This is a genomic window from Prosthecobacter sp. (genome assembly GCF_034366625.1).
Classification (GTDB): Bacteria; Verrucomicrobiota; Verrucomicrobiia; order Verrucomicrobiales; family Verrucomicrobiaceae; genus Prosthecobacter.
In genome coordinates this window covers 951,509-978,217 of the sequence record NZ_JAXMIH010000006.1, presented here as the reverse complement: position 1 = coordinate 978,217, position 26,709 = coordinate 951,509, and the positions used below count along the sequence as shown (strand labels likewise).

29 protein-coding genes are annotated in these 26,709 nt (G+C 59.8%); 9 read left to right on the top strand and 20 right to left on the bottom strand.

Annotation, left to right across the window (positions count from 1 at the left end):
* Nucleotides 1-57: 57 nt before the first annotated feature.
* The 4 genes from U1A53_RS06760 to U1A53_RS06745 all read right to left on the bottom strand — a co-directional run bounded on the left by U1A53_RS06760 (nucleotide 58) and on the right by U1A53_RS06745 (nucleotide 4,839).
* Nucleotides 58-678 carry an HNH endonuclease gene (locus U1A53_RS06760; RefSeq protein WP_322279819.1) on the bottom strand — a complete coding sequence of 207 codons (621 nt, stop codon included), beginning with the start codon at nucleotides 676-678 and terminating at the stop codon, nucleotides 58-60.
* On the bottom strand, nucleotides 675-2,168 hold the full coding sequence (locus U1A53_RS06755; RefSeq protein WP_322279818.1) for an AAA family ATPase: 1,494 nt from the start codon (nucleotides 2,166-2,168) through the stop codon (nucleotides 675-677). The genes U1A53_RS06760 and U1A53_RS06755 overlap by 4 nt, the downstream gene beginning before the upstream one ends.
* Nucleotides 2,165-2,614: an N-6 DNA methylase gene (locus U1A53_RS06750; RefSeq protein WP_322279817.1), complete on the bottom strand. Its 450-nt coding sequence runs from the start codon at nucleotides 2,612-2,614 to the stop codon at nucleotides 2,165-2,167. Before U1A53_RS06750 ends, U1A53_RS06755 begins: the two co-directional genes overlap by 4 nt.
* 158 nt (nucleotides 2,615-2,772) lie before the next feature.
* Complete coding sequence (locus tag U1A53_RS06745; protein WP_322279816.1) at nucleotides 2,773-4,839, bottom strand: hypothetical protein; 2,067 nt, start codon at nucleotides 4,837-4,839, stop codon at nucleotides 2,773-2,775.
* 164 nt (nucleotides 4,840-5,003) lie between these two features.
* Here U1A53_RS06745 and U1A53_RS06740 point away from each other — a divergent pair, with 164 nt between their 5' ends.
* Nucleotides 5,004-5,783, top strand: a complete 780-nt coding sequence (locus U1A53_RS06740; RefSeq protein WP_322279815.1) for a hypothetical protein — start codon at nucleotides 5,004-5,006, stop codon at nucleotides 5,781-5,783.
* 128 nt (nucleotides 5,784-5,911) lie between these two features.
* Nucleotides 5,912-6,436: a hypothetical protein gene (locus tag U1A53_RS06735; protein ID WP_322279814.1), complete on the top strand. Its 525-nt coding sequence runs from the start codon at nucleotides 5,912-5,914 to the stop codon at nucleotides 6,434-6,436.
* Between the two features lie 162 nt (nucleotides 6,437-6,598).
* On the opposite strand, the gene U1A53_RS06730 is transcribed toward U1A53_RS06735, so the two are convergent.
* The 3 genes from U1A53_RS06730 to U1A53_RS06720 form a co-directional block, all read right to left on the bottom strand.
* Complete coding sequence (locus U1A53_RS06730) at nucleotides 6,599-7,723, bottom strand: hypothetical protein (RefSeq protein WP_322279813.1); 1,125 nt, start codon at nucleotides 7,721-7,723, stop codon at nucleotides 6,599-6,601.
* A 285-nt stretch (nucleotides 7,724-8,008) separates the two neighbouring features.
* On the bottom strand, nucleotides 8,009-8,398 hold the full coding sequence (locus tag U1A53_RS06725; protein WP_322279811.1) for a VOC family protein: 390 nt from the start codon (nucleotides 8,396-8,398) through the stop codon (nucleotides 8,009-8,011).
* 82 nt (nucleotides 8,399-8,480) lie between these two features.
* Complete coding sequence (locus U1A53_RS06720; RefSeq protein ID WP_322279810.1) at nucleotides 8,481-9,251, bottom strand: metallophosphoesterase; 771 nt, start codon at nucleotides 9,249-9,251, stop codon at nucleotides 8,481-8,483.
* A 115-nt stretch (nucleotides 9,252-9,366) separates the two neighbouring features.
* Between U1A53_RS06720 and U1A53_RS06715 the strand changes: the two genes are divergently transcribed.
* Entirely contained in the window at nucleotides 9,367-10,218 is an 852-nt protein-coding gene (locus tag U1A53_RS06715) for a nucleotidyltransferase family protein (RefSeq protein ID WP_322279809.1), read from the top strand.
* A 14-nt stretch (nucleotides 10,219-10,232) separates the two neighbouring features.
* On the opposite strand, the gene U1A53_RS06710 is transcribed toward U1A53_RS06715, so the two are convergent.
* Nucleotides 10,233-10,517, bottom strand: coding sequence for a hypothetical protein (locus U1A53_RS06710; RefSeq protein ID WP_322279808.1), 285 nt, complete (start codon nucleotides 10,515-10,517; stop codon nucleotides 10,233-10,235).
* 176 nt (nucleotides 10,518-10,693) lie between these two features.
* Here U1A53_RS06710 and U1A53_RS06705 point away from each other — a divergent pair, with 176 nt between their 5' ends.
* Together U1A53_RS06705 and U1A53_RS06700 are read left to right on the top strand one after the other, a co-directional pair.
* Entirely contained in the window at nucleotides 10,694-10,996 is a 303-nt protein-coding gene (locus U1A53_RS06705) for a hypothetical protein (protein WP_322279807.1), read from the top strand.
* 152 nt (nucleotides 10,997-11,148) lie between these two features.
* Nucleotides 11,149-12,711, top strand: a complete 1,563-nt coding sequence (locus tag U1A53_RS06700; RefSeq protein ID WP_322279806.1) for a sialate O-acetylesterase — start codon at nucleotides 11,149-11,151, stop codon at nucleotides 12,709-12,711.
* 42 nt (nucleotides 12,712-12,753) lie between these two features.
* Here the strand turns inward: U1A53_RS06700 and U1A53_RS06695 are convergent, their stop codons facing one another.
* Together U1A53_RS06695 and U1A53_RS06690 are read right to left on the bottom strand one after the other, a co-directional pair.
* Nucleotides 12,754-13,317, bottom strand: coding sequence for a flavin reductase family protein (locus tag U1A53_RS06695; RefSeq protein WP_322279805.1), 564 nt, complete (start codon nucleotides 13,315-13,317; stop codon nucleotides 12,754-12,756).
* A gap of 51 nt (nucleotides 13,318-13,368) precedes the next feature.
* Nucleotides 13,369-13,656, bottom strand: a complete 288-nt coding sequence (locus U1A53_RS06690) for a hypothetical protein (RefSeq protein ID WP_322279804.1) — start codon at nucleotides 13,654-13,656, stop codon at nucleotides 13,369-13,371.
* A gap of 276 nt (nucleotides 13,657-13,932) precedes the next feature.
* Here U1A53_RS06690 and U1A53_RS06685 point away from each other — a divergent pair, with 276 nt between their 5' ends.
* Nucleotides 13,933-14,232: a GYD domain-containing protein gene (locus U1A53_RS06685; RefSeq protein WP_322279803.1), complete on the top strand. Its 300-nt coding sequence runs from the start codon at nucleotides 13,933-13,935 to the stop codon at nucleotides 14,230-14,232.
* 22 nt (nucleotides 14,233-14,254) lie between these two features.
* On the opposite strand, the gene U1A53_RS06680 is transcribed toward U1A53_RS06685, so the two are convergent.
* The gene (locus U1A53_RS06680) at nucleotides 14,255-14,620 is read right to left on the bottom strand and encodes an MGMT family protein (RefSeq protein WP_322279801.1); all 366 of its coding nucleotides are present in this window, start codon (nucleotides 14,618-14,620) and stop codon (nucleotides 14,255-14,257) included.
* Nucleotides 14,621-14,743: 123 nt separating this feature from the next.
* On the opposite strand from U1A53_RS06680, the gene U1A53_RS06675 reads away from it, so the two are divergent.
* Nucleotides 14,744-15,286 carry a hypothetical protein gene (locus U1A53_RS06675; RefSeq protein ID WP_322279800.1) on the top strand — a complete coding sequence of 181 codons (543 nt, stop codon included), beginning with the start codon at nucleotides 14,744-14,746 and terminating at the stop codon, nucleotides 15,284-15,286.
* Here the strand turns inward: U1A53_RS06675 and U1A53_RS06670 are convergent.
* From U1A53_RS06670 to dnaK, 9 genes are all read right to left on the bottom strand, one after another.
* Nucleotides 15,283-15,867 (bottom strand): hypothetical protein, encoded by a 585-nt coding sequence (locus U1A53_RS06670; RefSeq protein WP_322279799.1) that lies wholly within the window; start codon nucleotides 15,865-15,867, stop codon nucleotides 15,283-15,285. The genes U1A53_RS06675 and U1A53_RS06670 overlap by 4 nt on opposite strands.
* A gap of 277 nt (nucleotides 15,868-16,144) precedes the next feature.
* The gene (locus U1A53_RS06665) at nucleotides 16,145-17,644 is read right to left on the bottom strand and encodes a Gfo/Idh/MocA family oxidoreductase (RefSeq protein ID WP_322279798.1); all 1,500 of its coding nucleotides are present in this window, start codon (nucleotides 17,642-17,644) and stop codon (nucleotides 16,145-16,147) included.
* A 76-nt stretch (nucleotides 17,645-17,720) separates the two neighbouring features.
* The gene (locus U1A53_RS06660) at nucleotides 17,721-18,158 is read right to left on the bottom strand and encodes a hypothetical protein (protein WP_322279797.1); all 438 of its coding nucleotides are present in this window, start codon (nucleotides 18,156-18,158) and stop codon (nucleotides 17,721-17,723) included.
* Between the two features lie 140 nt (nucleotides 18,159-18,298).
* On the bottom strand, nucleotides 18,299-19,663 hold the full coding sequence (locus U1A53_RS06655; protein WP_322279795.1) for an arylsulfatase: 1,365 nt from the start codon (nucleotides 19,661-19,663) through the stop codon (nucleotides 18,299-18,301).
* Between the two features lie 158 nt (nucleotides 19,664-19,821).
* Nucleotides 19,822-21,444, bottom strand: a complete 1,623-nt coding sequence (gene groL, locus U1A53_RS06650) for a chaperonin GroEL (RefSeq protein WP_322279793.1) — start codon at nucleotides 21,442-21,444, stop codon at nucleotides 19,822-19,824.
* Between the two features lie 40 nt (nucleotides 21,445-21,484).
* The gene (locus U1A53_RS06645) at nucleotides 21,485-21,781 is read right to left on the bottom strand and encodes a co-chaperone GroES (RefSeq protein ID WP_322279792.1); all 297 of its coding nucleotides are present in this window, start codon (nucleotides 21,779-21,781) and stop codon (nucleotides 21,485-21,487) included.
* A 115-nt stretch (nucleotides 21,782-21,896) separates the two neighbouring features.
* Nucleotides 21,897-22,511, bottom strand: coding sequence for a hypothetical protein (locus U1A53_RS06640; RefSeq protein ID WP_322279791.1), 615 nt, complete (start codon nucleotides 22,509-22,511; stop codon nucleotides 21,897-21,899).
* The gene (locus U1A53_RS06635) at nucleotides 22,508-23,089 is read right to left on the bottom strand and encodes a hypothetical protein (protein ID WP_322279790.1); all 582 of its coding nucleotides are present in this window, start codon (nucleotides 23,087-23,089) and stop codon (nucleotides 22,508-22,510) included. Before U1A53_RS06635 ends, U1A53_RS06640 begins: the two co-directional genes overlap by 4 nt.
* A gap of 117 nt (nucleotides 23,090-23,206) precedes the next feature.
* On the bottom strand, nucleotides 23,207-25,159 hold the full coding sequence (gene dnaK, locus U1A53_RS06630) for a molecular chaperone DnaK (protein ID WP_322279789.1): 1,953 nt from the start codon (nucleotides 25,157-25,159) through the stop codon (nucleotides 23,207-23,209).
* A 375-nt stretch (nucleotides 25,160-25,534) separates the two neighbouring features.
* Here dnaK and nuoB point away from each other — a divergent pair, with 375 nt between their 5' ends.
* Together nuoB and U1A53_RS06620 are read left to right on the top strand one after the other, a co-directional pair.
* On the top strand, nucleotides 25,535-26,071 hold the full coding sequence (gene nuoB, locus U1A53_RS06625; protein WP_322279788.1) for an NADH-quinone oxidoreductase subunit NuoB: 537 nt from the start codon (nucleotides 25,535-25,537) through the stop codon (nucleotides 26,069-26,071).
* 11 nt (nucleotides 26,072-26,082) lie between these two features.
* Nucleotides 26,083-26,655 carry an NADH-quinone oxidoreductase subunit C gene (locus U1A53_RS06620; protein WP_322279786.1) on the top strand — a complete coding sequence of 191 codons (573 nt, stop codon included), beginning with the start codon at nucleotides 26,083-26,085 and terminating at the stop codon, nucleotides 26,653-26,655.
* Nucleotides 26,656-26,709: the final 54 nt, after the last annotated feature.

Genomic DNA, 26,709 nt, shown 5'->3' with positions numbered 1-26,709 from the left:
GAGAGGCCCATACAGAATTGGGCTTTGGTTTGGCGAGTGATGGGAGGGTGGTGGTGATCAGGCGGTGCGAATTTTCATCTTTAGATTGGCCGGCGGGACAAACCTAAAAGCCTTCTTCCATTTGCCGGGAAGATGTTCGAGATCAGTGTCAATGAGGACATCTTTGGCCCGCTGCTTGGTCATCTCGGGACTATCGAGATGGAACAAAGCAACGGTTGCAGATCCTTTAGATGAAGCATTAACGACCTGAATCAGAATCGCATTTGTCCCTCCAACGAACGCCAGGTGCTCTTTGGGGTCATCGAAATGTGGATGAACAATTGAAAACACGCACTTCCCGTATGTTTTGTCTTTGGTGATGACAGTGTCCGTCGTCCCCTTGCAGTCTGTATTGCAGTGATAGCACGCAAGAACTAGGTTGGCCGGGACGAACGTAAACTTGGGATGTGACTCCTTTGGCGCAATGTGGTCCCGGTGATGCTTGGTTCCATAAAGTCGCGACCCGCAATACGCACACCGCATTGATTGGATTACGACCATTTGAGTGGTAATCGCATCTTTAAAAGTCCGCGGATGGCCGCTGGTGTAGTCCCAGGACTTCTGCTGAAGCTTGCCAGTTTTCTTCTGCAATTTCTTTAGTAGAGCCGAATCAATCGTCGCAGGTTTCAGCTTCTTCACGATTTTAACCTCCCCGCATACTTTCGAATATCTCCGATCACCGCTTTTAGCGGTTCTGCTTCCGGTCCGAAGTCCAGTTGATCACACTTGCTGAGAAACTTGGCGAACGGTTCGGCATCGGTGGACTTCTCCGAAACGAGTTTCAATACACCGGCCAATTCCCGCGAAAAATGATAGTTCGAAGCGGAGGGCAAACCGAGGACCTCGTAGAGGATTGCTTCCGATCCCCAGCCCCAGAACTCGCCAGGGTGCGAACGAAATTTCAATCCTTCAGCACCTCGTTCGACCACGACCACCGTCGAGTTTTCGGCACGCAAATCGGAAACCAAATACGGAGAATGTGAGGCGATGATGACATGGGAACCCTTGGCATGAACCAGAGCATCCGAGATGAGGTCAATATATCGCTGTTGCCATGCTATATTCAGACTCACCTCGGGTTCATCAATGACGATCAATGAACCCGGGGCCCCAAACGCTAGAAGCCGGGCACCTGTAGAAAGCAAGTTTTGTTCACCTGAGCTTAACTGAGTAAAATCCAGCCACTTCCCTACATTCAGAACCAGTGATGGCCGTCCAATCAGCCTTATTGAAGCAGCAATCGAAATAGCTTGGCTCAACTTGCCCAATCGTTGCCTGACTGTTGGAGTCAACTCATCTAGACAAATTGTGACGGTCCCTCCTTGTTTCATTCCGAGGCTTCCACTGTCACCAAGAGCGAGGGCATTTTCTTCGATAAGTCTAACTACGCGGCGCATGTCATCTAAATGCGGTTTGATCGCATTCAGCCGGTGCGGGACTTCTCCACGACGACCTCTACCCAATTGAAGCCCTATCGATTTTTCAGGGTCGTCGAAGAAATCATGAAAGCGACGCATCGAAAATCGCGAAAAACTAAGACCAATGTCGCTGCTCGGGAAAATGCTTCTAGTCCACTTCGAGAAGGATGGGTATTTGCTCTCATTGGCCAATAATTTCAGAACAGCATCACAGACGAGGCGATCCATCGCTCCCGTTGTGGTGAGGTTTGATGACTGTCTAACCCCAAGGTAATAATAGAAAGGATCTTCGAAGTTGTCCCAATCGACAAAAGTGAAACGGTCGCGAACGAGATTAGCTATGGCAAGAACCCGAGAGGGCAGCAATGCACCAGACTCAAACAATGGTCCCTCTCCAACTGTGCATGTAGCGCCATCCCGCAGGAGAGTAGCTGAACTGCACTGCATGTCCCGATCTGGCTCATCGGTGCGGAAGAGGCGTCTTTCTTTTCTCGGTAGCTCTGTGTTCGCCCTCTCATGAATACCCTTCAATAAGTTCACGCAGCAGGAGAGGATGCGACTCTTGCAAGTGCCATTTGCACCCATCAAGAGTGTAAAATGAGTATTCTTAGCTTTGACGCTTTGGTCAGCCACCAAATCCACTCCGACTGGGTGCCCATTGCCGAAATCGAAGGTCGCTTGTTTGAACCTGAACACTGAGGCGTTACTCATGGTTTCAACTCCAGTAAGTTTCCAAGAGCTAAAAGGACGGTGACGGCGCTTTCTAACCAACCCACAAGCGCATCCGGTAGCGCCGAGGTGGCAGTCTCAGTGGCGGCATCTGGTTGCTCCTGCGTTTCCCTGCCGACATAAAGCGAGATGCCGAGATTTCTCCCCTTCGCCCGGATCTCCTCAATCGGCACGATGCGGGTAAAACCGGGCTCGTCTTTGAAGTCCTGATAGGCGCGGACGTGTTCGTCGGCGAGGAAGCTCTGAGCGCGTTCGCGGGTGACTTTGTTCACCGCGTTGATGAAGAGGATTGTGCAGCGCCGGGACTTGGGCTTCTGCACGCGGCAGACGATGACGCAGGTTTCCATGGGTGAGTTGTAGAAGAGGTTCCACAAGAAAAATTCGAGCTGGGACACGGTGATGGCATCCGAAATTTGCCGGGAAGGCATGTCATGAAAGCGGAGACGTGTCGGGATGGCAAGGAATTGCGCAAGACGCAGCCCAAGAGAATCGCTGTGCCCGGGAGACTCGGAGAGTTGAAGAAATCGAGACGAGGCACTATGCACTGGCTTACCTGAGGCTCGCTTCAATCCGCCAGCAGGCTTTTTCATCGCGTCTTCAACTCAAACACCGCCACCCCGAGCGGTGGCAGCTTGAGTGGCGCTTTGCCATTACGAAGGCTCAGTGTCGCGCTGCCTGCACTGAGAGGCTGCGCGTCGGCATCGGGTGTCGCGCCGAACTCCAGCGTGGTTTCCTCGGTTCGACGAGAGTCGTTGGCGACGATGAGCCAGCGTTTGCCATCGGCTTCTTTGATGAGGACGTGAAGCGCGGGGTTGGCGGGTTGCAGGGTCGGCTGTTGTGCGGCGGGAGGGGCGAGGAGCATGGGTTCGAGCGGGCGCAGTTCTTGGAGCACGATGCGGAGGTCTTCGATTTGCTCGGGATGCTCGGGCGTGAACCAGCCTTTGAGCGCGCCGGTGCTGGCATCGCGAATGCGTTCGTCCCAGGTGAAGAAGCCGAGGCCGTTGGCACGGCTGGCGATGGCGATCCAGACCATGCAGCGCAGTTCCTCGCGCGTCGGCACTTTGCCGCCGTATTGCGGCAGCACCGTCCACACCGGCTTGCGGCCGGCGACGGCGCGGATGGCGGACTGCGTGGCATCGGCGACGGCGCGCAGCGAGACGTTCGGCACGGGATAGGGATCGGTGGCGAGGATGTCGGCGGCGGGTGCGGTGTCCTGGAGGCGCGAGTAGTTGTTCTGCACGACGAGCACGGGCAGGTGCGGGTCCAGCAGCTTGATGGTGTTGTAGCTCTCATGCAGACGCCCGAGGTCGCCCCACGGCTCGTCGTCGCCATACCAGAGCAGCGCGGCGGGATGATCCTTCGCGGCGGCGAGGGTGTGGAGTTTGCCAAACGCGGCGTTGGCGCTGACGATCATGCCCAGGCCGTGCTGCTGGGCCGCGTCGAGGCATTGCACGAGTTCGCGCACATAACCGGCCGGGTCGGTGCGATGCGCGCGGTAGAGGTTGAAATCATTCAGCACGAGATTGATGCCCAGCTCCCGCATCCGCGCGTAATCCTGCGGCATGGCGTGATACATCATCAGCGGGTAGAACTTCTTCCCTTCGCGTGAAAGCGTGAGGTCCGCATGAATCGTCGCGCGTCCGGCGGGCTTCACATTGCCGAGGCGCAGGCTGCGGCTGAAACACTGCCGTCCGCCCGCGGCGGCGCTGACGGTGTAGGTGTGCAGACTGTTCAGCCACGTCGGCGCGTCGAACATGAGATCGCGCCGCGCGTGCGAGTCGAGCGTGAGCGTTTGCAGCGTCGCGGAGGAGCCGCTGGCCTGTTCCCAGACGATGGCCACCTCGATGGGCAGCGGCAGTCGCGGATCGATGTGGTCGAGCGTCAGCATCACCTGCCCGCGATACGGCAGCGCGTTCAAGTAGGCCTCCATCGTCGGTGGCAGCACATCGGGCGTGCCGGTAGTGAGCTTGATGGCGGCAATGCGGCAATTTTTCATACCACTGAACAGGCTGAGCTGACTCTTGCCATCGCACTGCAACCGCTGCGCACCGCGATAGCGAAAGCGCCGCCGGTCCACGAGGCCGTCCATGAGCGTCGTCACCACGCCGAGCGACTCATCGTAGCTCATGGTCAGGTGCGTCCACTTTTTCAGCGGCACATTCATCAGGCCGTTGATGGTGTCGCCGCCCACGGGGAAGTATTTGAACTGCGGCGGCGCGGTGGTGAAGATTTCCTCGCTCGGAAACACCAGCCACGCGGTGTTGAGCTTGCCCTTCTGCAAGTCCCACGAAAACGAACCGACCTTCAGCGCCAGCGACGCGCCCTTGAGCGGCAGCAGCTCGTCAAAGCACACCCAGGCATCCAGCGTCATGCCGCGCTCGAAGTTGATCTTACCATCGTCCTTGAGTGTGATGCCATTCTTGTCGCCCGCGCTCAGTTTCAAACACGCGCCCCAAACCGGATCAGCGACGACTTCGCCACCGCTCACCTCTGGCTGAAACCGTCCCGTCACATCCACCAGTGCGCCCTTGGCCGCATCCGCTCGCAGCAGAAACACCGTGCTGGCATCGGCGACGATATCCGGCGCTGCGGCAGCGGTGACCGCGAGACAGAACGCGGTGAGCAACGTGAATGCGTGGGAGATGAGGTGCATGGTCGCATCATTAACCAAACGGTCCGTGCCTGCCCAGGCTAATCGCTGGCGATGGTATTCAAGAAAGCGCGGCTAGAGCGAGATGGATTCGGGATGCCGGGCAAAAGGTCCTCAAAACCATTGACGAATCTCACCGAATTTGGTTTTCATCGACAGCTACCTCCATGAACACCTGCCGAATTCTCCTGTTCGCCCTCCTGCCACTGACGGTGGCGTTGGGCGGTGGCAAGCATCTTGAAATCATGGCTCCGCTCAGCCGACAGCAAGATTTTCATGGCAAGCCACAGCAGGTGATCGAGCGCTGCTTTGAGGGAGACGATGGCAAGGCACCGAAGCTACTGTCCACCACGCGCTCCGAGTTTGATGCGGACGGCAACGCGCTGCGGATCGAGGAAGTCGATGAAGTGGAGAAGAAGACGGACTCGGAAATCTATCAGTATGATGCTGAGGGAACCTGGACCGCCCTCGTCGAGCAATCCGGCGGAGCGTCTCCCACGACGTTTCGCATCTTCCTGGACGCGGCATCAAGGCGTATCGCGCATGTGGATGCCAAATCGAAGCAGACGGAGTTCTACACGTATTCCGCCCAAGGCTTCGAATTGGGCACGGTCACCAAAACCTCAACGGGCAAGGTCGAGGAGCAAACCACGATGCAGCGCAACGCGGCGAACAAGGAGGAGCGGGTGGTGTTTGAGGAACCGCCGGGGAAGAAGACCACCGAAATGTCCATCCAATGGTCAGACAAGGGATTCCAGACCCAGGAAACCATGATCATGCACGATGAGGGCGGGGATCGCATCGTCGTGACGTTCGAGTATCCGGAGGTCGATGCGGCGGGAAACTGGCTCGTCCAGATCAAGAAGCAGGTTCTGCATCAGGCCAAAGGCGAGACGATTCCCCTGCCCACCGAGACGAACAAACGAGAGATCAAGTATCACCCGTGAGGCCAGCAGCCTGTTCCTGCTTTGCCGATCACGCGCTCGACAGGACGTGTTTCTCCGCAATGCTGGGAACCTCGAAACATGCGATGAAGCCTGCTTCCAAAAGTGTCCTGCGAGAACGACGGCGACGAATGACCGCCGAGCAGCGGCCGTGGCTGGGCTGGCTCATCATTGCCGGGGTGCTGGCGGTTCCGATCTGGTTGCTTCATCAAGCGTCGGGTGACTGGCGGGCTACGGGCGCGATCGTGGGGGTGCTGGTCTTAATGGGCTGGCGGGTGTTGGCCGTGGCGGCGCAACAGCGGGCAGAACTGGCGGCGAGTCGGGCCAACGAATCCATCTGCGAGTTTGCACGTTCGTTTCCGCGAGCGTCACTCGACCCGGTACTCGTCCGGGCCGTATATGAAACGGTACAAGCTCAGATGGGCACGCCCGCCGTGCCGATCCGCTGCACGGATCGGTTTGCCGAGGATCTGGACCTGGATGGCGACGATTTGGACGAGGTGTATCTGGAAGTCGCCGAGCTGACCCAACGCTCCACGGCGGATGGCGAGAAGAATCCATTCAGCGGGAAGGTGCAGAGAGTGGCGGATCTGGTGAGCTTTCTCGAACATCAACCGCCGCTGCTTCCCTCACCTGCCGTGCGTTCGCAGGGGTGATCAATCCGCTTGGCAAATCCGGCGATCTTTGCGTCTGCATGCAGCCAAGGGAGCGCGGACATTCGCTTCGCGGCTGCGCAGCTTGTCCGCTTTCATCATGGCGGGCGGAGCCGCATGGATAAGAGGCGGACAAAAGTGTCCGCGCTCCTCTCCAGCACCGCGCTAGGGCAGCAGTTGATACGCGCCTGCCATGACGCGATACGGTTTCTCCAGCATGCTCGCGATGCCGTAGGTCTGGCTGTTGCCACTGCTCGCGCCGTTTTGAAAACAAAACAGGATGCGGAGCGTGCCGTTTTTGGCCGCGGGTTCCGTGATGAGCACCTCGAACTGTCCGTCCTTGCCGATGCGCCCCACATAGGGCTTCTGCCAGTAGTTCTCATGCAGCTCGGGGACGCTGTCGTACACCACCACGCTGTGCGCGGGGTAATCCGCCTTCAACACGCCGCGCAACCGCACGCTTTTCGTGAGGATGTCGTAAGCGGTGGTCAGGCCGGTGGCGGTGAACTTGGGCGTCACCTGGCGGTCCTTTGCCGTGCCGGTGAAAACCGGGTGCTTCCAGAGCATCGCCGCCTCGGCGGGGGAGACAAAGCCGCGTGTCTCGTTTTTACCGGTGTGCTTGCGGTAGTTCGGAATGTTCGCGCCCATCAACGGCATGCCGAGTGGTTGTTTGTCCAAGGGGCCGTCGTGCGGCAGGCCGAGGGCATGGCCCAGCTCATGAATGCCGCCCTTCAACGCAAAGGTTTCGAGGAACGGCGCACCGATCTCATCGGTCACGCGAATCTCGCCTGGGGCATTGAGGTAGTTGGCGAACGCCGTGCCACCGGCGCGCATCGTGCCGCGGCCTTCGAAGCCCTCGAAGCGCAAGGGCGGATCGCCCAGGTAAACCCAGACCCACCACACATGCCCGTGCTGGCCGAGCTGGTATTTCGCGTTGGCCGACTGCCGCACCTCCACCTCGAAGCCCGGCTTGTCGTATTTGCCGCTCGCGCGTTTTTCCTTGCCGGCGACGAACAGCACGCGCGCCGTGCCGTCAGGATTGCGGTCGAGGAATTTCTCCCGCTCCGGCGGATAGCCCCAGTGCTTCATCCACTTCACGAGGAACGCCTCGGTGTAATCGGCCACCTGCGTCAGCCTTCGCGCTGCGTCCTTCGGCGGCGCGACATCCGCCGGTGTGAACAGCACGAGGTTGATTTTGGGCAACGGTGGCTCCTGCGCGCTCGCTGGCAGCATTGCAGTGAGTGCCGCTGTCAACACGGCGAGGCAGGGGCGGAGCATGGCATGCTTCATGGCGCGTGAGAGAACGGAATTTGATCACAAGGCAAGCCGCAGCACGGCGGCAAACACCCCGGCCAGCCAAGAGATGATCAACGGGTTCCGGTTCATGACGGGTATTTGTAGAGGCCGTGCCATTCAAGCGGAGTGGCGCAGGGATGGCAAGGGTTTGTCCAGACACGGAGAAGTGGAGACTTGAAGACGGGTAAACCCAGACGCTACTTCGCGAGGAGAGACATTTTTGGCGAAGGCCGCTTGATCCCGGATGGGAATACCCCGCCGCCACCGATTCAGGTGAATTCAGGCCTGTTTTTTGTATTGGGCAAGGCCGGTCGCGACCCCTTGCGGATCTTGGATGATCGCGATGAGTCCACCGTCGTCGGGAAGGTCACACGGTGGCATGAGGATGGTGCCGCCGAGTCCTTCGACATCGGACAGGGTGTCGTCCAGATCATCAACGGTGATGTAGGGCATCCACTGCGGCGTCTTGTTCTTGCCGTCGCCGCTTTTGGCATCCGTGATGCCCCCGAGCATTTCACCATCGCGGCCGAAGAGGTGATAGCCTGGCATGGGTTCGCCTTTGCGCTCCCAGCCGACGAGGGCGGAGTAGAAGTCCAGCGCGTCTGCCGCGTTGGTGGTGCTGAGTTCCGACCAGCCGAGGTCGCCGTGTGTGTAGCCGAGTTGTCCCATGGTGTGCGGTGCGTTAAAGGTTGCGATGATGACTGAGCGGACGAAATCGCACAGGAGCTGGAAGATGGATGGGAACAGCGCCTCAGGACTGCCCCTGAACGATGGCTCCTTCCTCGCTGCTGCCGGAGTCCGGGATCTGCTCTAATTCCAGGAGCCGAAACCACGGTCGGGCGGGATTCGCTTTTTTGAGCAGAGGCAGGGAGACGTTGTAAACCGGCACGCCGGCGCTGGTGCGGCTTTCCAGCGAGCCATGATGCGCGTGGCCATGAAAGGCGGCGGTGACATGGTGACGGTTGAGCGGTCCCTCCAGGCGCGTGGACCCCATGAAGGCAAAAACTTCCGGGTTCTCGCCCACCACGGTTTCCCGGATGGGCGCGTAGTGCAGCAGTACCACGCGCTGAGTCGTTTCCACCCGTGCCAGCGCACGCTCCAGCCGCATCGCCTGGTCCACGGCCTCCTGCACGAACGCTTTGATCAACGGTTCGCCCCAGGGATTGAGCATGCTGCTGCCAAAGCCGCCCCCAAAACCACAGACGCCGACGAATCCCACACCGTTGAGTTCGTGGCACTCCCCGTCGAGGAGCGTCACCCCGGCGTCCACGAGGATTTTGGTGACTTTGTCCGCATGGCCCGACTCGTAATCATGATTTCCCAAGACCGCGAGCACGGGAATCCTGGCGTGGGCCTGGATGTCATGCGCCAGCGCCCGGGCCTCCTCCACCAGGCCATAGTCCGTGAGATCGCCGCAGAGCAGCAACACGTCCGCAGCAGTCGAGGCCTCGACGAACAGCGCCTGCAGGGCACCTTGCGATGACTTGCCATAGTGAAGATCTGCAGTGGCGGCGATCCGCATGGTGTGATGAACGGGCTTTAACTTCTGAATCGTTTACCACTGCCGCTTCCGCCTTGTCAAAACCGCTCGAAAACGATGCACGCAGCCATCCTATGGCGTCCGATGGGACCGCTGGATGCAGCCTCCCATACAATCCTCCGATGGCCACGAATTCTACCGTGCCGCCATTGGTGTCCTGCGTGCTGCATCGCTGGATTTCCTCGTCGGGGGAGCTTTTGCGCTGCGGGTGTATGCAGGCATCAAGCGTGACACAAAAGACTTCGATCTGCTGGTGCGCCCACAGGACATCGAACGGATGCTGACAGCGTTTCGATCAGCGGGATTCCACGCCGAGCTGACCTTTCCCCACTGGCTGGCCAAGGTGCGGCATGGCAGTCATTTCATTGATCTCATCTTCCGTTCCGGCAACGGCCTATGCGATGTGGACGACGAATGGTTCGAGTACGCCCGTGAGACGGACGTTCTCGGCATACCACTGCCGGTCTGCCCGCCGGAGGAGATGCTGTGGCAAAAGGCCTATATCATGGAGCGTGAGCGCTTCGATGGCGCCGACGTGCAGCATCTGCTGCGGAGTTGCGGCAGGTTGATGGACTGGCAACGCCTCCTCCGGCGCTTTGGGCCGGACTGGCAGGTGTTGTTCTCTCATCTCGTCTTGTTCACGTATGTTTACCCAGGGGAGCAGAAGACCGTGCCACAATGGGTCATGGACGGCATGGTCGCAAAACTAAGGTCTGAAGCGGCAGCCGAAGCAGGGCACCTTTGTCGCGGCACATTGTTGTCACGCCTTCAATACCTCGATGATGTGGAGCAGTGGGGCTATGCGGATGCGCGCACGGCACGCGATGTCCGAATCAGCGCCGCAGAACTCCGCGATTGGACCTTGGAGGCCAGAAAGCAGGCGAAGCATGCATTCATGGAGGCAGCGGCAAAAGAGACGCCTGCCTCCATCCTGAACGGGAAGGCATGAAGTAGTCGCTGGCACTATTTTGGCGGTGCGGGAGCTGCGGGCACGGCAGGCGTGGGTGTTGCAGAATCGGCAGCTTTTTTGGCAGCGGCCTCCTTGAGAGCAGCCTCTTTGCGGGCGGCCTCCTTGAGTGCCTCGGCTTCTTTGAGTGCGGCCGTTTTCTTGTCGGTGGCCTCCCTGATTTCAATGGCTTTTTTCTCCGCAGCCGGGTCAGGGTTGGGCTTCACGTTCTCCGCTTCTTTATGGCAGGCCGCCATGCCGCACATAAACAGCAGACTGAGGAGCAAGGGGAGGGACTTCATGACCAGGAAGCTTTACGCAGCAGGAGCGGCTGACAAGTCGAAACACAGTGTCGAGGTTCACGCTGACCGCAGCGGTCAGGGTTACACCCCATAGGAGGGCCGGCCGTCATCATTCAAGATCGGCCCATCCGCGCGCCGTTCCATGGACGAATAGCCATCAGACAACCCACCCTATTATGAAACACATTACATTTGCCATCCTCGCAGCCGTCAGCGTCCTCGCCGTGGGCTGCAACAAGCAGAAACAGGCCATTGATGCCCAAAACGAAGCCGCCAAAAACGCGATTGACCATCAGAAGGAGGCCGTGGATGCCGCCGCCAAGGAAGCGAAAGAGCAGGCAGACATCAAGGCCAAGATCGACAAGGCGAACATCGAAGCCAGCACAGCGGCCACCCAGGCACAGCTCGACGCCGTGAAGAAGAAAGCCGACGCCGATGCAGCCGCCGAGAAGGCCAAGGTGGATGCTCAAAACAAGTGATGGAAGCACGTCACTCCTCCATCAGGGCGGGATGAACGCAAAGCGGGTACTGCATGCTGCCTTTTTAAGCGTTGCCACGATCTCCCAAGATCGGAATGGAAGCTTTTGGCGTGTCGCAGACGTATGGGTTATGCTCCATTCTTCCCATCGTTATGCGAACCTCTTTCTTCATCCTGTTTGTTCTCGGTCTGGCGCTTAGCGCCCGGGCCACGGTCTCCCTGCCGGTGATTTTCACCGACCACATGGTGCTGCAACGCGAACGGCCGGTGCCGGTGTGGGGCTGGGCGGAGGCGGGTCGAGAAGTGAACGTGAAGTTTGCGGGTCAGACCAAGACCACGAAAGCTGACAAGGACGGCCGATGGAAGGTGACGCTGGATCCTCTGAAGGCCTCCAACGACCGGCAGAATCTGATGGTGTCCGGCCAAAACACGGTGGTGGTCAAAGATGTGCTGGTGGGGGAGGTGTGGCTGTGCTCAGGCCAGTCGAACATGGCCATGACCGTCAAAGGCGTGCAGGATGCGGAGAAGGAGATGGCGGCGGCGAATTTCCCCAAGATGCGCATGTTTTTCGTGCAGTCGTTCACGGCCACTTCCCCGCAGGAACAGTGCAAGGGCGTGTGGCAGGCCTGCTCACCGCAGACGATCCTGAACTTCTCCGCAGCCGCCTATTTTTTTGGCCGCGACCTGCACCAGACGCTGAAGGTGCCCGTGGGGCTGATCAACTCGTCGGTCGGGGGCACGGCGATTGAATCCTGGACCAGCCTGAAGGTGATGGAGAAGCAGCCCGAGCTGCAACCGTTGCTGGAGCAATGGCGCAAGGAGGTGGCGTTGTTTGAGCAGCCGGAAACTCTGGCGAAGAACGAGGCCGCCAAGAAGCAGTGGCAGGATGCGGTGAAGGCGGCGCAGGCGGCCAGTCAGCCCCCGCCTCCCCAGCCACCCGTGGTGGGCCGTGATCCGCTCAATGCCAACCGTCCCGGCAATCTGTTCAACGGCAAGATCGCTCCGATTGTCCCCTTCGCGATTCGTGGGGCCATTTGGTATCAGGGCGAGTCGAATGCTGGCAACGGCCCGCTCTATGCCACGCAACTTCCACTGATGATCCGCGACTGGCGCACACGCTGGGGCAATGAATTTTCCTTCGCCTGGGTGCAACTGCCCAATTTCCTGAAGCGTGAAACGGAACCAAGGGCCGCCTCCACCTGGGCACGGCTGCGCGAAGCGCAATCCAAGTCGCTGGCTGTACCCAACACCGGCATGACCATCAACCTCGACATTGGCGAAGCGGGCAACATTCATCCCCTGAACAAGCAGGAGATCGGGCGTCGTCTCGCGCTGTGGGCCCGGGCGAAGGTGTATGGTGAAAAAATTCCGTGGAGCGGTCCACTGTACCAAAGTCATGCGATCAAAGGCAACCAAGTGGTGATCCAGTTTCAGCATGCGGACGGGCTCAAGACGGCGGATGGCAGCGCAGCCTTGAAGGGTTTTGCGATGGCTGACGCAACGCAGAAATGGCAGTGGGCCGAAGCACGCATCGAAGGCGGGCAGGTTATCGTGTCCCATCCCGGCATCCAGACACCAGTGGCCGTGCGTTATGCCTGGGCCAACAACCCTGAGGTGAACCTGATCAACGGTGCCGGTCTGCCCGCAGGCCCGTTCCGCACGGACGACTGGCCGATGGACAATGCGTCCATGCCGCTCAAGGCAGGCGCTCCATAGCTTTCTAGCTCAACGGATTTGTGGCGGCACTTGGAGAACGGCTCACTCCGCGAGGAGCGATGTTTTGGGCGAGGGGCGCTTGAGGCGGCGGCCGGTGACTTGGAAGATGCCTTCGCCCTGATGATGCAGGGTCTTCGGGCGTTTCTGGCGGGGATCGATCCAGGCCTGGACGACTTCCAGGACGAAGAAGTTGTACTTCGTCACCAAGCGGCGCTCGACGACGCGGCATTCCAGATTGGCATAACATTCGGCGATGAGTGGAGCCTGAACCTTGGAGGCAGGCATGGGCGTGAGGCCGAAGCGGCGGAACTTGTTCACCTTCCGCCCGGTGGTGTTGCCACAGCCGACGACCTGCTCGATCAGTTCGACGGTGGGGACGTTGAGGACGCATTCGCCGGTTTCACGCAGAAGGTCGAAGCTGTCATTTTGCGCGCTGATGACGCAGCCGACGAGCGGGGGCTCAAACTCCATCATCGTGTGCCAGGTCAGCGTCATGATATTGGCGCGGCCTGCACGGGCGGTGGTGACCAGCACCACGGGCCCGGGTTCCAGCACGCCATACACCTGCGCCAGTGGCAGGACTTGCTTTTGAGTGAGTCCCTTCATGCCGCGACTCTCTCATTCTCCACGCAATCTGCCACCTGAAGCCTGCGGGAATCAAGGGGCCAAAACTTTGCGCAGAGCGATCATCACGCACACGAGCGCGGCTAACGGCAGCATGACGTAGCTGATGTAATCGCCGGACAGGTCGTCCCCCGAGGCCTTGGCAATGCGATCGATCTCTTTTTGATGGTCTTTCTGCACCAGTTCATGGCTGGTGACCGCAGCCTGGCGAAAGTGTGGCGGCTTCTGCGGCATGCCCAAAACTCTCGCAAGCAGACTGGAGCCGTCCGCAGGGCGCGAAGCCACCGGATGAGTCTGCGCGGGAGTTGGGTGGGTGTTCATGAAGAGATTCTCGGGTGGAACACAAAAGAGTCTTATCGAGAGTAAGCAAATAACAAGCCGCTTCTTACGCTATATCAAACTTTGATTACAAATCAACAAGGGGCTTTTCCCTTATCTTGAGCGTGGATCTGGAGGTCTTCCCATGTTCTTCCGCCTCCGACCGCCGAAACGGCGTTGCAACAACCCAGGCAAGAAGGGAGCAGTGCTTCGCCATGCGGGCGCAGTCTGGAGGGCCGGGAGATCGTTGTGTTGGGTGAACATCCAACCCATCACGTCATGTCCACCTACGTCGCTCTTTTGAATTTTACCCAACAGGGTCTGCAGAACATCCACGAGTCACCACACCGAGCGGGAGCTTTCAAGGCGGCGGCGAAGAAAGCCGGCTGCAAGATCCAGCACCTGCTGTGGACGCTGGGGGCTCATGACGGCGTGATCATGTTTCAAGCGAAGGACGACGTGGCCGCCACCGGCCTGATGATGGCGTTGTCCGCGTTGGGCAACGTTCACACCTCCACGATGCGGGCCTTCGATGCGGCAGAGTTTGCGGCGGTGGTGGAAAAAGCACCGAAGATGTGAGAAAGCCGGAGGCGGCGCATCTTCACCCCCAGCGGATGTTCCGCCGCACGCCGACGTGATGGAAATGCGCATCCGCATCTTGGATGCAGCCATCCTTGTCGATGCGCAGACCTTCGGCTTTCAGGAGGCGGCGTTGTTTGCGCGAAAGCGCGGCGTCCATGTTCGGACTGATCCGTGCGTCGGCGGAGACGACGCGGTGCCAGGGGAGCGTGGCGGATTCTTCGTCGCTAAGCCGGCGCAGCACGGTGGCCACGTGACGGGCGATGACGTTCATGTGGATGGCGATGCTGCCGTAGGTGGTGAATTTTCCCGGCGGAATCAACGCGACGAGACGAATGACTTCCGCACGGATGCGGGCAAAGGCGATGGATTTTCCACGAGCTGCCATGATGGCGGAAGGATGTGCGGCGCAATGGAGTTGTCGATGCCGGTGAATCTGACAAAACCCGGAAAGAGGCTGACAAAATCACGGCTGCACGGATGATCGTCCCCAACCCTTTCTTCATCCATCATGCAAAGTCCCCTGGGCAGTCACAAAGGTCTGGAACGTGTTGAACTGGAGCGCGGCTTGATCGCGTTTCGCTGTCCTGAAACCGGCGGGCATTGGATTCCGGCGGAGAACTACTGGCGCTGGCATGGCACGCAGCCCGCGGCGGAGGTGGAACATGAGGACGTGGAAGCGATGGACAACACGCCGGTGAGCGAATTCGACGACACCGTGAAGCTCTGCCCGGAATCCGGCACGGTGATGATGCGGTATCGCGTGGGACATGGACAGCCGTTTCGCGTGGACCGCTCGCGCACCGGAGGCATCTGGCTGGACGGCGGCGAGTGGGAAGCTTTGAAGGCAGGGAACCTGCATCACGCGATCCACCGGATCTTCACGGCACCGTGGCAGCAGGCGGTGCGGCATCAGGCGCTGGATGAAACCCTGCATGCGCAACTGCGCGAGCGACTTGGCGAGGAACTGTTCGTGAGGCTGCTGGCGCTGCGGAAGGAGCTGGCCGCGCATCCGCATCGTGAGGCGGCGCTGGCGCTTTTGCACGGCCACTAGAGATAGACGGGATGGCGCACGTAAAAGCCGTCCTTGTGGCGGCTGGGGATGCGCCAGCGCGGACCTTCACCGACACGAGAGCCGGTGGTGTCGAAGCGCAGACCGCAGACCTCCATGAAGACATGGCGGCCTGGATTGGCGTACACGGTCACATAACGTCCAGGCCCCGGCAGCGCATAATTCGCGAAGGTCGAGGAAGTGAGCGGACGATCTAACAATCTGGCGCGGTAGAGCACATGCGAGATGGACCCCGAGCAGTCAAAGCCGTCATCAAACAAGACGCGGTGACCGCCGCCCCATTTGTAGGGCTTGTCCACCAGTTGATTGGCGAGAGCGACGATGGAATGAACGATCGGCGGATGCGTGAAGTGGGCGTAGGCGTGCAAACCGTTGAAGTAGAGCGGCACGATGGCGGGCGGTTGCTCGCGGTAGTATTCCAGGCCGCCGCTGACGGTACCCAAGACCCCCCAGAGGCTGAGATTCAGCCAATGCCTGCGGCTGTACATTTGTCGCACACACTGGGCCTCGGAAGTGTTTTCCAACGTCTTTGGCACAGTGGAAACAAGCGAGTCAACTTTCATGCGGGAGGCTACCGCCGAAGTGTTTCCACACATGTAAACTGAGTTTCATTCTGCCCCCGATGGAAATTCAAAACAGACCCTGATGATCAAGGATTTAGCGACGGTGCAGTTGTGCGGGCCGGTCTCAGAGTCTAGTTCCAACCAGCGTCAGGCTCCAACTTGTAAATGGACGCTCAGTGTTTCCTCAAGGGAGGCTTGGCTACTCAAAAAAACCGCTGCCTGGAGCCAGGCAGCGGTTGGGTGAGTGATGAGGGACTGCGAGATCTTGCTGGTATCCTCAAGCCTTGGCCTTCTTCTTCGCCGCCGCCTTGGGCCGTTCGGGCGGAGTGAGAGGTTCAGTCACCGGGGGCGGAGCCATGGGAATGAGCGGGAAGGGATTGGCCTGCGGTTCCATGGCGTATTCGCGATCCTTGAGGATGCCGGGCTGCGGGACGGGGTATTTGCCTTTGGCGTCAGCGATGATGGGAGGGGGGCCGTCGAGGGTGAGTTGATCGACGCCGGGGGCGAACTCGAAGGCGCTGTTGATGTAGTCGTCGTAACGGACGACCTGGCCAGTGTGCGCGGCGGCACGGCCCATGGCGGTGGTGACGCTGGATTTGATGCCGCGCTCGACTTCGTTGTAGGGCTTGTCTTTGATGATCGCCTCCACGAGATCCTGCCACTCGAGGTCATACGGGTTCGGCTCGGGCTGCTTGCCGCGCCAGATGATGTTCGCACGCTGCATGTTCTGGCTGTTGAAGGTCATCGCTTTCGACGGGAAATGGCCGGCGGTGGAGACGATGGCACTGCCCTTGGTGCCATGCACCTGGGTGGCGAACTGGTTGTGCGTGCCGATGGCAGTGCGGCCTTCGAGGAAGAGTTTCGCGCCGTCCTTGAAGGTGTATTCGCAACTGTAGTGGTCGAAGTTTTGATCGATGTAATCACCACGGTCGGTGCGGCCGCCGCTGGCCTGGACCTCGACGGGCCAGTCGTTTTTCATCCAGCAGGCTTCGTCGATGTTGTGGATGTTGAAGTCGCTGAAGCCACCTCCGCTGGCCCAAAGGAAGCTGTGGAAGCGCTGAATCTGCCAGGCGAGTTCGTTCTTATCGACGTTCGGATCACGCGGGAGCGTGAAGGCGGAGCCCACAGGGCCTTGCATGCGGTAGGCGCGCATAAGCAGCAGCTTGCCGATCTCACCGTCCTGGATGCGGTTGAAGAGTTCGCCACGTACGCGGCAGTGACGGCACATCAGGCCGACGCCGACTTTGAGGTTTTTCTTTTTGGCCTCTTCATTCAAAGCGAGCAAACGGCGTGCGGTGGGGCCGTCGGTGCAGATCGGCTTTTCCATGAAGATGTTCACGCCTTTCTCGATGGCGTATTTGAAATGCACCCAGCGGAAGGCCACGGGCGTGGTGAAGATGGCCACGTCGCCTTTGCGCAGCGTGTCGATGGCGTTCTTGTACGCATCGAAGCCGATGAACTTCGCGTCTTCAGAGACAGACATGCGGTCGGGGTGCTTCGCGCTGAGCGCTTCAAAGCTGCCTTTCAGGCGGTTCTCCGAGACATCCGCCATCGCGACCAAGCGGGTCATGCGCGCCTGAATGCCCATCGCATTGCTTGCCGCACCGGTGCCACGACCACCGCAGCCGATCAACGCGGTGCGGATTTCATCGCTGCCGGCGGCATGCACATACGGGATGCTGATGCCGGAAAGCACGGAGAGACCGGCGGCGGTCTTCGTGGTGGTTTTGAGAAATTCGCGACGTGACGCGGAGGCAGGGTCAGAGGTGGTGTTCATGAGGAGCGCTCATGTACGTTACCGATGCTTGGGAGCTTGCCGAAGAATCTTCGCCGCAGCCGGATCACGGCCGACGTCAGCCCAGCATGCCGCCGCGGGAGGAGATCTCTGAAAACGCCCGTGCCAAAGCATTGTTCAGCTCGTGCAGCGTGGCCTGTTCGAGCTGCGGATCGAGCGTGGTCGTCAAGGTGGGTGGCAGGATGATCGCCTGATGCACGGTGCGGATGCTGTTCGCTGCCGGGGGTGGTGGTTCTGGATCTGGGGGAGGCGTCACGGGGCGCGGTGCTTCGAACAAGGTCGCCATGGATGGGCTGAAGACCGGCTGCTTGGACTCCTGCATGGCCGTGCGAAGCTGGTGCAGGCTGGCGAGCTGGGTGTCGAGTTGGGTGTTGAACCAATCGCGCGTGCGTTGGATGTCGTCCACGAGTGCCGCCAGTTCATGAGCGAACTGATCTCCAGAGCGGGCAGGCAAACTGGAGGAAGGCAGGGCGGCGGTGAGAGGGCGGGAACTCATGCGAGGCCAAATCTATTAAAAATTCCATAAATAATCAAGCCTTCTTCACTCTCAAGGCCATGTTATTTCAAAATTTCCAGAATAAGTCCGTTCAAATTTCAAGACAGACCCAAACCGCAGCCAAAGTCCTGATTCGAGCTTCACTTCGCCTTTTTCTTCCCCTTCCCTGGCCTCTTCTGGACCAGCGGCCAGTCTGGATCGGGGGTGCGGGAAGACTGCATGAGAGCCTCCGCTTTGACGACGAGATCGGGTTTGGTCTTGGCGAGGTCGTTGGACTCTGCGGCATCGGTTTGGAGGTCGTAGAGTTCGATGGGCTTCTCAGGGCCTTGGCGGACGGCTTTCCAGTGGTCAAAGCGCACGGCCTGAAGCGAGGCGCCTTCGTGCAGTTCCCAGTAAAAGTGATCACGTTTGGGCGCGGGGCCGCCTTTGAGGAAGGAAACCAGTGAGAGGCCGTCCGTTTTGCATTCGGCAGGAATCGGCGTACCGGCGAGTTCGGCGGCAGTGGGCAGGAAATCCCAGAAGGCCCAGGGTTCGTCGCTCACCCGGCCCGCAGGGACCTTGCCCGGCCAGCGTGCCAGCGCCGCCTGGCGCAACGCACCCTCATAGAGGCCGCGTTTGAAACCACGCAGGCCGTTGGAGGCTTGATCAAACAGGCTGCCGACCTCGGATTTTGGATCGAAGGAGGAACCGTTGTCGCCGGAGAGCATGACGAGCGTGTTTTCGTCGAGCTTGAGTTCTTTGAGCAGCGCGAGCAGCCGTCCGACATCGCTGTCGAGGCGTGTGACCTGCGCTGCGTAGGATTTCTGGGTGAGTGTCCAGTTCTCCTTTGCGTAAATGCCGAGGTCGTCGATCTCGTGGTTGCCGTGTGGCAGCGTGATGGCGTAGTAGAGGAAGAACGGCCTGTCCTTGTTCGCGCGGACAAATTTCAGCGTCTCATCGGCGATCAAACTCTGCGCGTAAGTCTTGCCGATGCCTTTGCCAGTGTTGCCGGGCAGCTCAAAGCGCCGATCGTCGTTGTAGAGAAAGCTTGGGAAATAGCTGTGCGCGTGGCGTTGGCAGTTGTAGCCGAAGAAGTGATCGAACCCGAGCTTCAGCGGGCTTCCGCTCGTGTCGAACATGCCCATGCCCCACTTGCCGCAGCAGGCCGTCGCGTAACCGGCATCCTTCAGGATCTTCGCCACCGTGATCGTGCCCGCAGGCAGCGGCTTCTGGCCTTCCGGCTGGATTTCACGATTGGCACGGATCGGGCAGTGGCCGCTGTGCAAGCCGGTCATCAGTGATGAACGAGAGGGCGCGCACACACTCGTACCGCAATACGCCTGGAGGTAACGCGTGCCTTCCTTTGCCATGCGGTCGAGATTCGGTGTCTGGATCAGCTTTTGCCCGTAGCAGCCGAGATCACCCTGCGCGAGATCGTCGCTGAGAATGAAGATGATGTTTGGTTTGTCGGCGGCGATGGCAAAACTCGCGAACGCGAGGAGGAAAAGGACAGTGCGGCGGCTCATGGGCCGATGAGAACGATGCTGGGGCGATGATCTTGGCTTCATTCGTCCTCATCGCGTTCCAAGGGCACAAAAAAGCGGCCCGGAATTGCTTCCGGGCCGCGTGGAGGTTTTGGGTTTTGATTCGCGATGAGGGTTGGGTCACATCGCGGTCAAACGTCTTACATCATGCCGCCGTGGTCGTGGGCATGGCCGCCGTCGGCTTTCTCTTCCTTCGGAATGTCTGCGATGAGGCATTCGGTGGTGAGGAGCAGGCCGGAGATAGAGGCGGCGTTCTGGAGAGCGCTGCGGGTCACCTTGGCTGGGTCAACGACGCCGGCCTTGATGAGGTCTTCATACTTGCCGGTGGCGACGTTGTAGCCGTGGTTGCCTTTGCCTTTCTTGACTTCAGCAACGATCAGAGCGCCTTCGACACCTGCATTGGCTGCAAGCTGACGGAGAGGAGCTTCGATGGCACGAGCGACGATTTCAGCGCCGGTCTTTTCGTCACCAACGAGACCGAGGTCGCCGATGGCGGCCTGCGCACGGATCAGAGCCACACCGCCGCCAGGGACGATGCCTTCTTCAACGGCCGCACGGGTGGCGTGCAGGGCGTCTTCGACGCGGGCTTTCTTTTCCTTCATCTCTGTTTCGGTGGCAGCACCGACGTTGATGACGGCGACGCCGCCGGCCAGCTTGGCGAGACGCTCCTGGAGCTTCTCACGGTCGTAGTCGCTGGTGGTGTCGGCGATCTGGTTCTTGATCTGCTGGACGCGTCCGGCGATGGCCTCGCTGCCGCCTTCGCCTTCGACGATGACGGTGTTTTCCTTGCCGATGGTGATGCGCTTGGCCTGGCCGAGGTCGGTCAGCTCGATGTTTTCAAGCTTGATGCCGAGGTCTTCGGTGATGCAGCGGCCGCCGGTGAGGATGGCGATGTCTTCGAGCATGGCTTTGCGGCGGTCGCCGAAGCCAGGAGCCTTGACGGCCACGATGTTGAGGGTGCCGCGCAGCTTGTTCACCACGAGGGTGGCAAGGGCTTCACCTTCGACGTCTTCCGCGATGATGAGGAGAGGCTTGCCGGAGCGAGCGACCTTCTCAAGCAGAGGGAGCATGTCCTTCAGATTGCTGACCTTCTTCTCGTTGATGAGGATGTAGGCGCCTTCGAGGTTGCACTCCATCGTCTCAGGATTGGTGACGAAGTATGGGGAGAGGTAACCCTTGTCGAATTGCATGCCTTCGACGACTTCGAGAGTCGTTTCGATGGATTTGGCTTCTTCGACAGTGATGGTGCCTTCCTTGCCCACTTTGTCCATGGCTTCGGCGATGATGTTGCCGATGCCAGCGTCCCAGTTGGCGGACACGGTTGCGACCTGGGCCACTTCCTTGCTGTCCTTCACCGGGGTGCTGATTTCCTTCAGCTTGGCGACGATGGCCTCGGTGGCCTTCATGATGCCGCGCTGGAGCGAGATCGGGTTGGCGCCGGCGGTCACGTTGCGGAGACCTTCAGCGTAGATGGCTTCGGCCAGGACCGTGGCGGTCGTGGTGCCGTCGCCAGCGATGTCGGAGGTCTTGGAGGAGACTTCCTTGATGAGCTGGGCGCCCATGTTTTCATAGGGGCATGGAAGTTCGATTTCCTTGGCCACGGTGACACCGTCTTTGGTGATCGTAGGGGAGCCGAATTTCTTTTCCAGGATGACGTTGCGACCGGAAGGGCCAAGAGTGGCCTTCACGGCGCGAGCCAGCTTGGTGACGCCGCGCAGGAGGGCCTGGCGTGCGGTTTCGTCGAAGTGCAGTTGTTTTGCCATATCAGTTTAAGGGATGAGTTAGGGGGTGAGGGGGGATGAATTAGGAGATGATGCCGAGGATGTCGGTTTCGTTGATGATGAGGACATCGTCGCCATTGAGCTTCACTTCCGTGCCGCCGTATTTGGAGATGAGGACTTTGTCGCCCTTCTTCACGGTGAAGAGGGTGGACACGTCTTTGCCTTCGTCGTCTTTGCCGGTGCCGAGTGCGAGCACTTCAGCTTCCTGCGGTTTTTCTTTGGCGGTGTCGGGGAGGAAGATGCCGCCGGCGGTCTTTTCTTCGCTGTTGGAGCGCTTCACGAGGACGCGACGTCCGAGCGGGGTGATGGAGGTAGCCATAGTTGGTCTGGTTTGTGCTTTGAGGGTTGCGGTTCTGGTTTGGTTTCGGGTTGTCTGCCCGGCCTGCTGTCACACGGGTTGGTGTGTCGGCTGGCCGGGCGGAAATTGGGTGGGTTCAGTCGGGAAGGTCGGGTTTGGCAGGCGCAGCGGCCGGATTGGGGACGATGGAGACGCCGTTCGGAGCGCGGTCAAGGCCGCCGAAGCTGATGTCCGGGGCGGCCTCGCCGATCTCGCCGACGAGGAAGCTGACGATCTGCTTCGGATCTTCGGAGATCACGGCCTGCAGCATGCGCGTGGTGCGGGCCTGATCGTACTTGGTCATGTCGAGATCGAGCTTGGCAGAGCCTTCGAGGCCTTTGATCTGCGCAGCGAGATCGACACTGGAATTGATACGCGCCAGCAACGGTTTGTCCTGCGAGAGTTTCGCGAGCGCGTTGCGAAGTTTCTGGTTCACCTCAGGCACGTTGAGCAAATCCTGCGCGGTTTTGCCGGGGTATTTGGCCAGGATGGCCTTCGCCTCGTTTTCGAGATCGCTGGCACTGGCCGGGACGGGTGCCGGAGCATTCAAAGCATCGGCAATAGCGGCATCAAGCTTCGTTTCGGACACCCCGGCGGCTTTGGGAGCTTCGGGAGCAGCCGGCTTCGCGGCCTCGGGCGATTTGCCGCAGGAGGCGAGGAGGGCGATGGCCATCGCAGCCACCACAGAAGCATGGAAGGTGGCGGTTTTCATGCGCGTGGGGCGAGGGCGGCGTTGGAAATGTCGCGCAGGGCCGTTTTCACCGCCTGCTCGAAGGTTTGGAAGGATTCGTAAGGCGGCGGCAGTTGCCCGGTCATGCTGCGCACATCGGCGATGTTCTCGAGGCGACCCATGACGAACCACTGGTCGTTGCCGTGCGTTTCGATCAGCGACTTCAAGTAGTGGATCTCCAGCCGCTTGTTGGTGATCTGGTCGTTGGTGTCGGCACTCTGGTTGGTGAACTCCACCAGCGGCTGGCGGCACAGCAGGATGCCGTAGGCCTTGTTCGGGGCCAGGGAGCAGGTCACCGAATACTTGGCCTGCGAATCTACCAGCGTGTGGGAAGGATCGGTGCAACTGATCGCCAGCTCGGTTTGATCAAGACGCGCGCTCGCGCCCATCGGATCACGCTTGATGCGAAAGCCCTCGGTTTCGGTCAGCGAGGTGAAGCATTCGACGATCTGATTGAGAAAACGACGGCGCATCGCCAGCAGGAGCTCGTCATAACGATGGAGAAGGCCCTTGGCCTCTCCATCGAGTGCAGACAGTTCCTTGAGCGCCTCCAAACTCATCGTGAAATCGGGGTTGAGGTAGCGACCCAAACGCGATGTGACACAGAGTGCCGACTCATCATCGGCACTTCATGAAATCCACGTGCTGTTGTCGTTTTTCGCATCGTTCGTTGGCGATTACTTGTCCTTGTCCACGACTTCGAAGTCAGCATCGACGACCTTGCCTTTGTCCTGCGACTTCGTTTCCGAAGCAGCGACATCGGGGCCTGCGCCACCCATTCCGCCCATGTCGGGCATGCCACCGGGGGCTCCGGCGGTCGCGCCTGCGGCAGCGGCGGCTTGGTAGGCGGCGGCGAAGAGTTTTTCGAGTTCTTCGGTCTGGGCCTTCATCTTGTCGGTGTCACCGGATTCGACGGCGGACTTCAAGGAGGTGAGCTTGTCCTTGATCGGGGCGAGCTGGTCGGCGGGGACTTTTTCTTCCCACTCCTTGAGCTGTTTCTCGATCTCGAAGCTGAGGCCCTCGGCCTTGTTCTTCACTTCGACGGCTTCCTTGCGCTTGAGATCTTCCTCGGCGTGCTCTTCAGCGTCGCGCTTGGCTTTTTCGATCTCGTCCTGGCTGAGGCCGGAGCTGCCTTGGATGGAGATTTTCTGCTCCTTGCCGGACACTTTTTCCTTCGCGGAGACGTGCAGGATGCCGTTGGCGTCGATGTCAAAGGTGACCTCGACCTGCGGCACGCCGCGTGGTGCTGGCGGGATGCCGTCGAGCTTGAAGGTGCCGAGCGTTTTGTTGTCGCGGGACATTGGACGCTCGCCCTGGAGGACGACGATTTCGACGCCGGGCTGGTTGTCGCTGTAGGTGGAGAAAACTTGGCTGTGCTTCTTCGGGATGGTCGTGTTGCGCGGGATCATCGGCGTGGCGACACCGCCAGCGGTCTCGATGGAAAGCGTGAGCGGGGTCACGTCGAGGAGAAGCACGTCTTTGACGTCACCTTTGAGCACACCGCCCTGAATGGCCGCGCCGATGGCGACGACTTCGTCCGGGTTCACGCCCTGATGCGGGTCTTTGCCGGCGAGCTTCTTCGCGGTCTCGACGACCTTCGGCATGCGGGTCATGCCTCCGACGAGCACGAGTTCGTCAATTTTTGAGGCGTCGAGTTTGGCGGCAGCGAGGCAATCCTTCACGGGCTTGATGGTGCGCTCGAACAGGCTGTCGGTGAGCTGCTCCATCTTCGCACGCGTGAGCGTCTTCATGATGTGCTTTGGCCCGGTGGCGTCGGCAGTGACGAAGGGGAGGTTCAAATCGTAGCTCTGGCTGGAGCTGAGGGCGATTTTGGCCTTCTCTGCTTCTTCCTTGATGCGCTGGATGGCATCCGGCTGGTTGGTGAGGTCGATGCCGCTGTCGGTTTTGAATTCGTTGACGATCCAGGTGATGAGGGTGTTGTCCCAATCGTCCCCGCCGAGGTGCGTGTCGCCATCCGTGGCGAGCACTTCGAAGACGCCGTCGCCGATTTCGAGCACCGAGATGTCGAAGGTGCCGCCGCCAAGGTCATACACGGCGACTTTTTCGTCCGACTTGCTGTCGAGGCCGTAAGCGAGGGCCGCTGCGGTCGGCTCATTGATGATGCGGCGCACGTTGAGTCCGGCGATCTCACCAGCGGCCTTCGTAGCATTGCGCTGGCTGTCATTGAAGTAAGCGGGAACCGTGATGACGGCTTCCGTGATCGTTTCGCCGAGCTTGGCTTCGGCATCGGCCTTCAGCTTGGCCAGGATCATCGCGCTGACTTCCTGCGGGCTGTAAGTCTTCGTTTCGCCGCCGACTTCGACCTGCACATGGGCATCGCCATTGCTGGCGGCCACGATCTTGTAGGGCATGCGCTTGTCGGCATCGGTCAGCTCGACGAATTTGCGGCCCATGAGGCGCTTCACGGAGAAAACGGTGTTGCGGGGATTCGTCACGGCCTGGCGCTTGGCGGCCTGACCGACGACGCGTTCGCCGCTCTTGGTGAAGGCGACGATGGAAGGCGTCGTGCGGGCGCCTTCGCTGTTTTCGAGCACCGTGGCCTTGCCGCCTTCAAGGACGGCCATGCAGGAGTTCGTGGTGCCGAGGTCAATGCCGAGGATTTTGCTCATGATGTAGGTTTTGGGGGAAAGGTGAAACGGAAGGTTTTGGTGGTCATTCCTTGGCTAGACGCGTGCCAAGTGGGGTCGGCGGCGCTGGAGGCCTTGATTCTACGAGGCTCCAGCGTGTTGGCCTCAAAGTGCCACCAGCCGCGATGACCGCCAAAGTGCCAGGTTTTGGCACAGTTGAGCTGGCACTTGGCACAGTTGGGATGGAGCGCACGCGTCCCCGCGTGCTGTTTTCCGCGTCCTCGCGGAAAACCTGCCCAGCGCGAGTGAATGCAGCACGCGAGACGCGTGCGTTCCCTCTTTGTGAAAAGATTCACAATCTGTTTGCCGCTCCTTCGCACGGGGCGTATTTCTCACGGCTCTCTCACCCCACGTCCCATGGTCGCCCCTGCTGAATCCACCGTTGCTGCTTACGATTCGAAGATCGAAGGCAATATCATCTTCACCAAGATGGATGCCGCCATCAACTGGATGCGCAAGAACTCCATGTGGCCGATGCCGATGGGCCTGGCCTGCTGTGCGATCGAAATGATGGCCGCCGCCTGCAGCCGCTACGATTTGAGCCGCTTCGGCGCCGAAGTGATGCGTTTCTCCCCCCGTCAGGCCGATGTGATGATCGTGGCCGGCACGGTGACCTACAAGATGGCCCTCGCGGTGAAGCGTGTGTGGGATCAGATGCCCGAGCCGAAGTGGTGCATCGCCATGGGTGCCTGCGCCAGCAGCGGCGGCATGTATCGCAGCTATGCGGTGCTCCAGGGCGTCGATCAGATCATTCCGGTGGATGTTTACATCTCAGGCTGTCCGCCGCGCCCCGAGGCGCTGCTCGAAGGCATGATGCGCCTCCAGCGCAAGATCGAAACCGAGCACTCCTTCCTTGATCAGAAGAAGGAATTCATCGACGAACTGTCCGCTTAATTTTTACGACCATGAATGCCGCCCAAATGGCCGAGGCCTTGAAGCAAAAGTTCGGTGATGCCGTGCTGGAAGTGAAGGAGTTCCGTGGTGAGCAGACGCTCGTCGTCAAACTCGCCAGCGCGAAGCCGCTGCTCAAGTACTGCCGCGACGAACTGAATTTCGATTATCTCGTGGATGTCTCCAGCCTCGACTACTTGGGCAAAGAACCGCGCTTTGAAATGGTGTACGAGCTTTACGGCTACGGCCATCTCCAGCACCTCCGTATCCGCGCCGCCGTGGCCGAGGACGTGGAAGTCCCCACCGTCAGCGACCTCTGGCCTACTGCGGACTGGCATGAGCGCGAGGTGTACGACATGATGGGCATCAAGTTCACCGGTCATCCCGACCTGCGCCGCATTTTGATGTGGGAAGGCTACCCCTACTTCCCGCTGCGCAAAGACTTCCCGCTCGAAGGCCTGCCCAGCGACATGCCCGATGTCGGCTTCACCAAAGTCGCCCCGATGGCCGACGGTCCCTTCGTCACCAGCCCCGGCGCTGGTGATACCGTCACGCGCGAACCGCGCTCCCGCAAACCGTTGGAGTAAGACTTCTGTGGGCGCAAACCTTCCGTGAGCTGCGAAAGAGCTCCGGTTGCCTGG

Coding starts and splice junctions, on each gene's coding strand:
- U1A53_RS06755 (WP_322279818.1), bottom strand. CDS start 2,168: ATGAGTAACGCCTCAGTGTTCAGGTTCAAACAAGCGACCTTCGATTTC.
- U1A53_RS06750 (WP_322279817.1), bottom strand. CDS start 2,614: ATGCCTTCCCGGCAAATTTCGGATGCCATCACCGTGTCCCAGCTCGAA.
- U1A53_RS06745 (WP_322279816.1), bottom strand. CDS start 4,839: ATGCACCTCATCTCCCACGCATTCACGTTGCTCACCGCGTTCTGTCTC.
- U1A53_RS06740 (WP_322279815.1), top strand. CDS start 5,004: ATGAACACCTGCCGAATTCTCCTGTTCGCCCTCCTGCCACTGACGGTG.
- U1A53_RS06735 (WP_322279814.1), top strand. CDS start 5,912: ATGACCGCCGAGCAGCGGCCGTGGCTGGGCTGGCTCATCATTGCCGGG.
- U1A53_RS06730 (WP_322279813.1), bottom strand. CDS start 7,723: ATGAAGCATGCCATGCTCCGCCCCTGCCTCGCCGTGTTGACAGCGGCA.
- U1A53_RS06725 (WP_322279811.1), bottom strand. CDS start 8,398: ATGGGACAACTCGGCTACACACACGGCGACCTCGGCTGGTCGGAACTC.
- U1A53_RS06720 (WP_322279810.1), bottom strand. CDS start 9,251: ATGCGGATCGCCGCCACTGCAGATCTTCACTATGGCAAGTCATCGCAA.
- U1A53_RS06715 (WP_322279809.1), top strand. CDS start 9,367: ATGCAGCCTCCCATACAATCCTCCGATGGCCACGAATTCTACCGTGCC.
- U1A53_RS06710 (WP_322279808.1), bottom strand. CDS start 10,517: ATGAAGTCCCTCCCCTTGCTCCTCAGTCTGCTGTTTATGTGCGGCATG.
- U1A53_RS06705 (WP_322279807.1), top strand. CDS start 10,694: ATGAAACACATTACATTTGCCATCCTCGCAGCCGTCAGCGTCCTCGCC.
- U1A53_RS06700 (WP_322279806.1), top strand. CDS start 11,149: ATGCGAACCTCTTTCTTCATCCTGTTTGTTCTCGGTCTGGCGCTTAGC.
- U1A53_RS06695 (WP_322279805.1), bottom strand. CDS start 13,317: ATGAAGGGACTCACTCAAAAGCAAGTCCTGCCACTGGCGCAGGTGTAT.
- U1A53_RS06690 (WP_322279804.1), bottom strand. CDS start 13,656: ATGAACACCCACCCAACTCCCGCGCAGACTCATCCGGTGGCTTCGCGC.
- U1A53_RS06685 (WP_322279803.1), top strand. CDS start 13,933: ATGTCCACCTACGTCGCTCTTTTGAATTTTACCCAACAGGGTCTGCAG.
- U1A53_RS06680 (WP_322279801.1), bottom strand. CDS start 14,620: ATGGCAGCTCGTGGAAAATCCATCGCCTTTGCCCGCATCCGTGCGGAA.
- U1A53_RS06675 (WP_322279800.1), top strand. CDS start 14,744: ATGCAAAGTCCCCTGGGCAGTCACAAAGGTCTGGAACGTGTTGAACTG.
- U1A53_RS06670 (WP_322279799.1), bottom strand. CDS start 15,867: ATGAAAGTTGACTCGCTTGTTTCCACTGTGCCAAAGACGTTGGAAAAC.
- U1A53_RS06665 (WP_322279798.1), bottom strand. CDS start 17,644: ATGAACACCACCTCTGACCCTGCCTCCGCGTCACGTCGCGAATTTCTC.
- U1A53_RS06660 (WP_322279797.1), bottom strand. CDS start 18,158: ATGAGTTCCCGCCCTCTCACCGCCGCCCTGCCTTCCTCCAGTTTGCCT.
- U1A53_RS06655 (WP_322279795.1), bottom strand. CDS start 19,663: ATGAGCCGCCGCACTGTCCTTTTCCTCCTCGCGTTCGCGAGTTTTGCC.
- groL (WP_322279793.1), bottom strand. CDS start 21,444: ATGGCAAAACAACTGCACTTCGACGAAACCGCACGCCAGGCCCTCCTG.
- U1A53_RS06645 (WP_322279792.1), bottom strand. CDS start 21,781: ATGGCTACCTCCATCACCCCGCTCGGACGTCGCGTCCTCGTGAAGCGC.
- U1A53_RS06640 (WP_322279791.1), bottom strand. CDS start 22,511: ATGAAAACCGCCACCTTCCATGCTTCTGTGGTGGCTGCGATGGCCATC.
- U1A53_RS06635 (WP_322279790.1), bottom strand. CDS start 23,089: ATGAGTTTGGAGGCGCTCAAGGAACTGTCTGCACTCGATGGAGAGGCC.
- dnaK (WP_322279789.1), bottom strand. CDS start 25,159: ATGAGCAAAATCCTCGGCATTGACCTCGGCACCACGAACTCCTGCATG.
- nuoB (WP_322279788.1), top strand. CDS start 25,535: ATGGTCGCCCCTGCTGAATCCACCGTTGCTGCTTACGATTCGAAGATC.
- U1A53_RS06620 (WP_322279786.1), top strand. CDS start 26,083: ATGAATGCCGCCCAAATGGCCGAGGCCTTGAAGCAAAAGTTCGGTGAT.